7 protein-coding genes are annotated in these 8,093 nt (G+C 73.8%); 6 read left to right on the forward strand and 1 reads right to left on the reverse strand.

Annotated features, from left to right (window positions below):
- The first annotated feature begins 232 nt into the window (after positions 1-232).
- The 5 genes from ABZ449_RS19465 (at position 233) to ABZ449_RS19485 (ending at position 5,774) form a co-directional block, all read left to right on the forward strand.
- On the forward strand, positions 233-931 hold the full coding sequence (locus tag ABZ449_RS19465; RefSeq protein WP_360347184.1) for a GNAT family N-acetyltransferase: 699 nt from the start codon (positions 233-235) through the stop codon (positions 929-931).
- Between the two features lie 262 nt (positions 932-1,193).
- Positions 1,194-2,456 carry a MurT ligase domain-containing protein gene (locus tag ABZ449_RS19470; RefSeq protein WP_224281748.1) on the forward strand — a complete coding sequence of 421 codons (1,263 nt, stop codon included), beginning with the start codon at positions 1,194-1,196 and terminating at the stop codon, positions 2,454-2,456.
- 46 nt (positions 2,457-2,502) lie between these two features.
- On the forward strand, positions 2,503-3,231 hold the full coding sequence (locus ABZ449_RS19475) for a glutamine amidotransferase (RefSeq protein ID WP_360347186.1): 729 nt from the start codon (positions 2,503-2,505) through the stop codon (positions 3,229-3,231).
- A gap of 351 nt (positions 3,232-3,582) precedes the next feature.
- On the forward strand, positions 3,583-4,608 hold the full coding sequence (locus tag ABZ449_RS19480; RefSeq protein ID WP_360347188.1) for a 6-phosphofructokinase: 1,026 nt from the start codon (positions 3,583-3,585) through the stop codon (positions 4,606-4,608).
- Between the two features lie 161 nt (positions 4,609-4,769).
- Positions 4,770-5,774, forward strand: coding sequence for a 2-hydroxyacid dehydrogenase (locus ABZ449_RS19485; RefSeq protein WP_360347190.1), 1,005 nt, complete (start codon positions 4,770-4,772; stop codon positions 5,772-5,774).
- Here ABZ449_RS19485 and ABZ449_RS19490 read toward each other — a convergent pair.
- Positions 5,765-6,724 carry an NAD(P)-dependent oxidoreductase gene (locus ABZ449_RS19490; protein ID WP_360347192.1) on the reverse strand — a complete coding sequence of 320 codons (960 nt, stop codon included), beginning with the start codon at positions 6,722-6,724 and terminating at the stop codon, positions 5,765-5,767. The genes ABZ449_RS19485 and ABZ449_RS19490 overlap by 10 nt on opposite strands.
- 201 nt (positions 6,725-6,925) lie before the next feature.
- On the opposite strand from ABZ449_RS19490, the gene ABZ449_RS19495 reads away from it, so the two are divergent.
- Positions 6,926-7,942 (forward strand): cytochrome c oxidase assembly protein, encoded by a 1,017-nt coding sequence (locus tag ABZ449_RS19495; RefSeq protein ID WP_360347194.1) that lies wholly within the window; start codon positions 6,926-6,928, stop codon positions 7,940-7,942.
- Positions 7,943-8,093: the final 151 nt, after the last annotated feature.

The raw sequence follows: 8,093 nt of genomic DNA on the forward strand, positions 1-8,093 counted from the left end.
TGCGCCGGCCCCGTCCCGGCCGGTCGGCCCGGCGGTCCCGGGCCGGGGGCCGCCCTGTCCCGACCCGCCGACCACGCCGTCCCACCCCGCCGACCGCCCGGTCCCGATCCGGCGACCACGCTGTCCCGACCCGCCCACCGCGCTGTCCCGACCCGGCGGCCACGTCCCGGGGCATTCACGCGTTCACGATCACGTAACCGAACGGAAGCGCACCGTCGGTAGCGTCGGCGGCATGAAGGCATCACGCACACGCCCCGAACGGCTCTGGCACCGGCCCTTCCGCAGGTCGGACCGCAGGTGCGCGGCGCCCGAGGGCCAGGCCACCCGGCTGCCCGCGCTCACCGGCGGCCCGTACCGGACCGTCCGGCCGCACCCGCCCGCGCCCCGCGCCGCCGGCCGGACGCCGGAGGCCCCGTCCCGGCTGTCCCTGCCGGACGGGACCGGGCTGCTGCTGCGCCCGGCCGGGCCGGCCGACCGGGCGGCGGCGCTGGCGATGCACGGCCGCTGCTCCCCCGCCGCGCTGCGGCAGCGCTACCACGGCCCGGTCCGCGACGCCGGCCGCTACCTGGACCACCTGCTGGACCCCCGGCACGGCCGCAGCTACGCGGTGACCGCCCCGGACGGGCGGATCGTCGCACTCGGGCACCTGATGTGGGACGACGGAGAGGCCGAGCTGGCCGTCCTGGTCGAGGACGCCTGGCAGCGGCACGGGCTGGGCCTGGCGCTGCTGCGGCGGCTGTCGGCGGAGGCCCGGGCGGCCGACGTCCGGACGGTGTACGCGGTGACCCACGGCACCAACGCCGGGCTGATCGCCGCGATGCGCCGGCTGGACGCGCCGCTGGACTTCCAGGCCGAGGACGGCTCCCTGGTGATCACCGCCACGCTGGCCGCCGGTGCCCCGACCGACCGCGCCCACCGCCCGGGCCGCTGATCGTTTCTTCACCAGATCCTTACCCTGGCGGCTCGGGAACCCGGCGATGCCCGTCGAGCGTCGTCAAGCAGTAAGGCATCGCTCCGTACACCGCCCTCCTTGACGGGCCCTCAGCCGCACCCGCGAACGCGTCGCAGCAGGCGGCGCGGGGTCCGGATCGTCCGGCCGGGCGACGGAGTCGGTAGGCTGGCCCCCGTCCCCGCCGCCCGACGGCCCGTTATCCGGCCGCGTGCGGTGCCGCAGCAAGGAGGAACCACTGAGCATGGCAGGCACCGAATCGGAGCCCACAGGCGCACGCGACGCCTCGCTGCCGGCCCGCGCCAAGATCGCGGTCACCGCCGGCCGGGTCGCCGCCGCCGTGTCGCGCAAGGCCGGACGCGGGAGCGGCTCGGTGATCGGCGGCAAGGTCGCCCTCAAGCTCGACCCCGACCTGCTCGCCACCCTCGCCGACCACCTCGACGTGGTCCTGGTCAGCGCGACCAACGGCAAGACCACCACCACCCGCCTGATCGCCGAGGCACTGCGCGCCGCCGGCCCGGTGGTCTCCAACGCCCTGGGCGCCAACATGCCCGCCGGCATCACCTCCGCCCTGGCCGGCGGCACGGACGCCCGCTTCGGCGTGATCGAGGTCGACGAGAAGTACCTGGCGACGGTCGCCCGCGACACCCGACCCAAGGCGATCGCCCTGCTCAACCTCTCCCGCGACCAGCTCGACCGCGCGGCCGAGACCCGGATGATGGCCGAGAAGTGGCGCGAGGGCCTCCAGAACACCGAGGCCGTGGTCATCGCCAACGCCGACGACCCGCTGGTGACCTGGGCCGCCTCCTCCTGCAAGAAGGTGGTCTGGGTGGCCGCCGGGCAGGCCTGGAAGGAGGACGCCTGGTCCTGCCCCGCCTGCGGCGGTGTGATGCAGCGCCCCGGCGACGACTGGTTCTGCCAGGACTGCGGCTTCCGCCGGCCCAACCCGCACTGGGCGCTCCAGGGCACCCACGTGATCGACCCGCAGCGCGGCGCCTGGCCGATCCAGCTGCAGCTGCCCGGCCGGGCCAACCTGGCCAACGCCACGAGCTCGGCCGCCGTCGCCGCCGTCTTCGGCGTCGCCCCGCAGGTCGCCCTGGAGCGGATGCGCTCGGTGGCCGCCGTGGCCGGCCGCTACGACGTGGTCCAGTACCAGGGCCGGGACATCCGCCTGCTGCTGGCCAAGAACCCGGCCGGCTGGCTGGAGACCTTCTCGCTGATCGACGGCCCGCCCGCCCCGGTGATCCTCTCCGTCAACGCCCTCGACGCCGACGGCACCGACACCTCCTGGCTGTGGGACGTCGACTACGAGCGCCTCGCCGGGCACCCGGTCTTCGTGATGGGCCAGCGCAAGCTGGACCTGGCCGTCCGCCTGGAGGTCGCCGGGCTCCAGTTCCACGTGGTCGACACCCTGGAGCAGGCCGTCCGGATGGCCCCGCCCGGCCGGATCGAGGCCATCGCCAACTACACCGCCTTCCAGCAGCTGCGGAAGGTCGTGGCCGGCTGATGCCGCGCCCGCACACCAGTCTTTACGTGACGGAAGGCCTTCGAGGATGAGTGAGAGCAGCCTGCGCGTGGTCTGGGTCTACCCGGACCTGCTCAGCACCTACGGCGACCGGGGCAACGCCCTGGTCGTGGAGCGCCGGGCCCGCCAGCGCCACCTCAACGTGACCCGGATCGACGTCCGCTCCGACCAGGCGATCCCCACCAGCGGTGACATCTACCTGATCGGCGGCGGCGAGGACCGCCCGCAGCGCCTGGCCGCCGAGCGGCTGCGCGCCGACAGCGGTCTGGTGCGGGCCGCCGAGAACGGCGCGATCATCTTCGGCGTCTGCGCCGGCTTCCAGATCATGGGCCACGAGTTCATCAACGACCTCGGCGAGCGCGAGCCGGGCCTGGGCCTGCTCGACGTCTGGACCACCCGCGGCGAGGGCGCCCGCTGCGTCGGCGACGTGCTCGCCGACGTCGACCCCCGGCTGGGCCTGCCGCAGCTGACCGGCTTCGAGAACCACCAGGGCGTCACCCACCTCGGCCAGGGCGTGCAGCCCTTCGCCACCGTCTCCGTCGGCCGGGGCAACGGCACCGGTGACGGCACCGAGGGCGCCTGGCGGGACACCGTGTTCGGCACCTACCTGCACGGCCCGGTGCTGGCCCGCAACCCCGCGGTGGCCGACATGCTGCTCAAGCTGGCGCTGGACGTCAACGCCCTGCCGCCGGCCGACACCACCTGGTACGACGCGCTGCGCGCCGAGCGCATCGCGTCCGCGACGCGTCCCCAGTAGTACATCCGTACGCCCCGGCCGGGTGCCCGCCATGCGGTCACCCGGTCCGCGGGTGGCCCCGGACGTACCACAATGGGGCTGCCTACTGCACACCCTCCTCGGCAGCAGGCTGCAATTCCGCGCGGGGGCGCCGACGGCGCCGCTCCCGCGTCGGCTCCTGCCCGGCCGGACCAGGGGCCGTATGCTCGACTTCGCGGCCGTTTTCGGGCGTTCTGTCCGGATCGGCCGGTCCTTCACCCCGCGGCCATCTCCCCGCCACCCCGGCGTGGGGGCACCCCGTTACGGTGACGGCTCGTCGTCCCAGCCTGTAGTCCGGCCGTTCCTCGGTTCTGCTCGGGAGTTGCAAAGTTCATGCGTATTGGAGTGCTGACCAGCGGCGGTGACTGCCCCGGCCTGAACGCGGTGATCCGCTCCGTGGTCCACCGGGGGGTGGCCGACCACGGCGACGAGATCATCGGGTTCGAGGACGGGTGGCGCGGATTCCTGGAGGGCCACCACCGCCCCCTGACCCTGGACTCGGTGAGCGGCATCCTGGCCCAGGGCGGCACCATCCTCGGTTCCTCGCGGGTCCAGCCGAGCCACCTGCGGGACGGCGTCGAGCGGGCCAAGCGGTACTGCGCCGACCTCGGCCTCGACGCGGTCATCCCGATCGGCGGCGAGGGCACCCTGAAGGCCGCCAAGCTGATGAGCGACGCGGGCCTGCCGATCGTCGGTGTGCCCAAGACCATCGACAACGACATCGCCGCCACCGACGTGACCTTCGGCTTCGACACCGCCGTCTCGGTGGCCACCGAGGCGCTGGACCGGCTGAAGACCACGGCCGAGTCCCACCAGCGGGTCATGGTCGTCGAGGTCATGGGCCGGCACACCGGCTGGATCGCGCTGAACGCGGGCATGGCGGCCGGCGCCCACGCCATCGTCGTCCCGGAACGCCCGTTCCACATCGACAAGCTCACCGAGGTCGTCCGCGAGCGCTTCGACCGGCAGAAGAAGTTCGCCATCGTGGTCTGCGCCGAGGGCGCCAAGCCCGAGCCCGGCACCATGCACTGGGAGGAGGGCACCAAGGACATCTACGGCCACGAGCGGTTCACCGGCATCGCCACCCAGCTCTCCCGCGAACTGGAGCACCGCCTCGGCAAGGAGGCCCGCCCGGTGATCCTCGGCCACACCCAGCGCGGCGGCACCCCGACCGCCTACGACCGGGTGCTCGCCACCCGCTTCGGCTGGCACGCCGTCGAGGCCGTCCACAAGGGCGCCTTCGGGCACATCACCGCGCTGCAGGGCACCAACATCAACCTGGTGCCGCTGGCCGAGGCGGTCGCCGAGCTGAAGACCGTGCCGCAGGACCGCTACCTGGAGGCCGAGACGGTCATCTGACCGCCCGCCGCCCCGCCGGAGGCCCCCGGACCGCACCGCGCGGACCCGGGGGCCTCCGCGCGTTCCGTCGCGCGGCTTCCCGATCCGGCCTCGTATCCGGTTCCGCATCCGGTTCCGCATCCGGCGGGCGTCCGCAGGTCCCGGCCGTTAGCGTGTCCGGCATGGAGATCCTCGCGTACGGAGTACAGGCCGACGAGCGTCCGCTGCTGGAGCAGGCCTTCGCCGGCCGGCACGGGCTGCGCTGCCTGGACGTGTTCCTCAACCGCGACACCGCCCCGCTCGCCGCCGGCTACCCGGCCGTCAGCAGCAGCGTCAACGCCGTCCTCGACGCCGAGACGCTCGCCGCCCTCGCCGCCGGCGGCACCGAGCTGATCGCCCAGCGCTCCACCGGGTTCAACAACATCGACCTCGACGCCGCCGCCAAGCTCGGCCTCACCGTCGCCCGGGTCTCCCACTACAGCCCGTACTCCGTGGCCGAACACGCCTGGGCCCTCGCCCTGGCCGTCAACCGCCGCCTCACCCGTGCCGCCAACCGCTCCCGCGAGTTCGACTTCCGCCTCGACGGCCTGCTCGGCCGGGACATCCACGGCATGACCGTCGGCGTGATCGGCACCGGCAAGATCGGCGAGTGCTTCGCCCGGATCGCGGCCGGCTTCGGCACCGAGCTCCTCGGCTGGGACATCGCCCCCAACCCGGCCTGCCTCGACCTCGGCATGGCGTACACCGAGCTGCCCGAACTGCTCTCCCGCGCGGACCTGGTGAGCCTCCACGTGCCCCTGCTCCCCGCCACCCACCACCTGATCGACGCCGCCGCGCTCGCCCGCATGAAGGACGACGCCATCCTCGTCAACTCCAGCCGCGGCGGCCTCGTCGACAGCGCCGCCCTGGTCGAGACCCTGCGCGCCGGCCGGCTGTCGGGCGTCGGCCTCGACGTCTACGAGGAGGAGACCGGCGTCTTCTTCACCGACCGATCCATCCAGGGCATCACCGACGACGTCCTCGCCCGGCTGATCACCTTCCCCCAGGTCCTGGTCACCAGCCACCAGGCCTACTTCACCCGCACCGCCGTCGGCCAGATCATCGACGCCACCGCCCGCAACATCGACGACTTCGCCACCGGCCGCACCAACGAGAACACCCTGGTCCCCGCGGCGCCTCAGGCCTGACCCAGGACCCGGCGGTACCAGGCGGCTGCCTCCGGCAGACCGGCCAGCGGGCCGGGGCCGGGCGGGCAGGCGGCCAGGCGCCAGATCTCCTCGCTGCGGTACCAGTGGTCGCGGGCGATCAGGGCGAACTGCCGCTCGGAGACCCGGCCGGGCGCGGCGGCCAGCAGCCGTCGGCACTCCTCCCACGGCACGGCCGGGCCGTCCAGGGCGGGCAGCAGGCCGAGGGCGGCCAGGGCGTCGAGCAGGTCGCCGGCCCGGACCGGGTCGGGGTGGGAGGCGTGGTGGACGCCGGGCGGGACGGCGTGGTCGTCCAGGGCGAGCACGGTGACCAGCCGGGCCAGGTCGGTGCGCTCCACGACCGAGAGCCGGGCCTCGCCGCCCTCCCAGCGGGCCGGAACCCGGCGGACCAGCTCGGCCAGCGCGGGCACCACCCAGCGGTCGCCGGTGCCGGTCACCAGCCCGGGCCGCAGCACGTACCCGCCGGCCGCCAGCGCGTGGCGCTCGCCGAGCAGCCGGGTGCGGCTGGCCTCGGACAGCGGGGCGGGCGTCACCTCGTCCACCGCGATGCCCGCGTGCGGGCCCTCGCCGTAGACCGCCGCCGTGGAGAGGTGGACGATCCGCCGCACCCCGGCGCGGGTGGCGGCCGCCATCAGGGCGGCGGTGCCCCGGTCGTTCACCGCCTCGCACTCCTCGGCGCCGCCGGCGACCCGGGACGCGAGGTGCACCAGCGCCCCGGCGCCCGTGCAGAGCTCCTCCAGCACGGCCGGGTCGGCGAGGTCGCCCGGCACCCAGGCGGTGCCGGGAGCGGCGTCCTGCGGCGGTTTGCGGGCCAGCGCCCGCACCCGGACGCCACGTGCCGCGAGGGCCGCCAGCACGCCGGAGCCGATGAAGCCGGTCGCCCCGGTCAGCGCGACCGTTGGGCGCGCCGCGGTTCCGTGTTCCGTCGCCATTTCCGATCCTCCCTGCCGACCGGTCGGTCAGTCTAGCCAGGGGACGCCCCGGTGGGGAGACACCCGTACGGAGGGGGTGGGGGATGGCCCGAGGTAAGGCCCGCCTAGGCTGTATGCCAAGCAAAAGGGGCGAACCGGACCCGCACCGGGGACCACGAGGACGGAAAGCAGGACCCGCCGATGGGCGACGGAATGTCAGGAATGCACCACCACGGCGGGATGACCCAACTAGGCCCGTTCACCTTGTCCAACGTCTGGACCTGGTCCCCGGACTGGGTGTTCCTGATCGGCAGCCTGGCCCTCCTGGGACTGTACGCGGCGGGCGTGGTGCGGCTGTACCAGCGCGGCGACCGCTGGCCGATCGGCCGGATGGTCGGCTGGGTGCTGGGCGTCGCCAGCCTGCTGCTGGTGACCTGCACCGGGCTGAACGACTACGGCATGGTGCTGTTCAGCGCGCACATGATCCAGCACATGGTGGTGACCATGCTGACGCCGATCCTGTTGCTGCTGGGCGCCCCGATCACCCTGGCGCTGCGTGCTCTGCGCCCGGCCGGCAAGGGCCGCCCGCGCGGGCCGCGCGAGCTGCTGGTGGCGCTGCTGCACAGCCGGTACGTCCGGGTCGTCTCACACGCGGCGTTCACCATCCCGATGTTCATCGCGAGCCTGTACGGGGTCTACTTCACCCCGCTGTTCGACTTCCTGATGCAGTACCGCCTCGGGCACATCTTCATGATGGTGCACTTCCTGGCCACCGGTCTGGCCTTCTTCTGGCCGATCATGGGCGTGGACCCGGGCCCGCACCGCCCCGGCCACGTGATGCGGATCATCGAGCTGTTCATGGGGATGCCGTTCCACGCCTTCTTCGGCGTGGCGGTGATGATGGCCGCCCACCCGCTGGTCACCACCTTCACCGTGGAGGGCGCGCCGCCGGGGACGAACCTGCTGGAGGACCAGAAGCTGGCCGGTGGCATCACCTGGGCGTTCGGCGAGATCCCGACCGCGATCGTGCTGATCGCGCTGGTCTACCAGTGGATGGGCTCCGAGCAGCGGCAGGCCCGCCGTCGCGACCGCTCCGAGGACCGCACCGGTGACGCCGAGCTGGAGGCGTACAACGCCTACCTGGCCTCGTTGCACAAGCGCGACCGGCGCCCGGGCGCGACCCCGGCCGCCCCGGCCGCGGGTGCCGCGGGTGCCACCCCGGCGGCCGACGTCGGCTGAGGCCGCCGCCCACCGCCGCCGCGGAACCCCCGTTCCCGGGAACCCCCGTTCCACCTGGCGGTTTCTAGGGGTCGTTGCAACACGTGGTCGGTTGATCAGGCCGCGATGAGTTTATGCAGGCGCTCGGCTGGGGTTTCCCAGCCGAGCGTTT

This window comes from Kitasatospora sp. NPDC005856 (assembly GCF_040629945.1).
Classification (GTDB): Bacteria; Actinomycetota; Actinomycetes; order Streptomycetales; family Streptomycetaceae; genus Kitasatospora.

What these genes read in the sequence shown, in the direction of transcription:
- ABZ449_RS19470 (WP_224281748.1), top strand. Translation starts at nt 1,194, where the DNA reads ATGGCAGGCACCGAATCGGAGCCCACAGGCGCACGCGACGCCTCGCTG.
- ABZ449_RS19475 (WP_360347186.1), top strand. Translation starts at nt 2,503, where the DNA reads ATGAGTGAGAGCAGCCTGCGCGTGGTCTGGGTCTACCCGGACCTGCTC.
- ABZ449_RS19480 (WP_360347188.1), top strand. Translation starts at nt 3,583, where the DNA reads ATGCGTATTGGAGTGCTGACCAGCGGCGGTGACTGCCCCGGCCTGAAC.
- ABZ449_RS19495 (WP_360347194.1), top strand. Translation starts at nt 6,926, where the DNA reads ATGCACCACCACGGCGGGATGACCCAACTAGGCCCGTTCACCTTGTCC.
- ABZ449_RS19485 (WP_360347190.1), top strand. Translation starts at nt 4,770, where the DNA reads ATGGAGATCCTCGCGTACGGAGTACAGGCCGACGAGCGTCCGCTGCTG.
- ABZ449_RS19490 (WP_360347192.1), bottom strand. Translation starts at nt 6,724, where the DNA reads ATGGCGACGGAACACGGAACCGCGGCGCGCCCAACGGTCGCGCTGACC.
- ABZ449_RS19465 (WP_360347184.1), top strand. Translation starts at nt 233, where the DNA reads ATGAAGGCATCACGCACACGCCCCGAACGGCTCTGGCACCGGCCCTTC.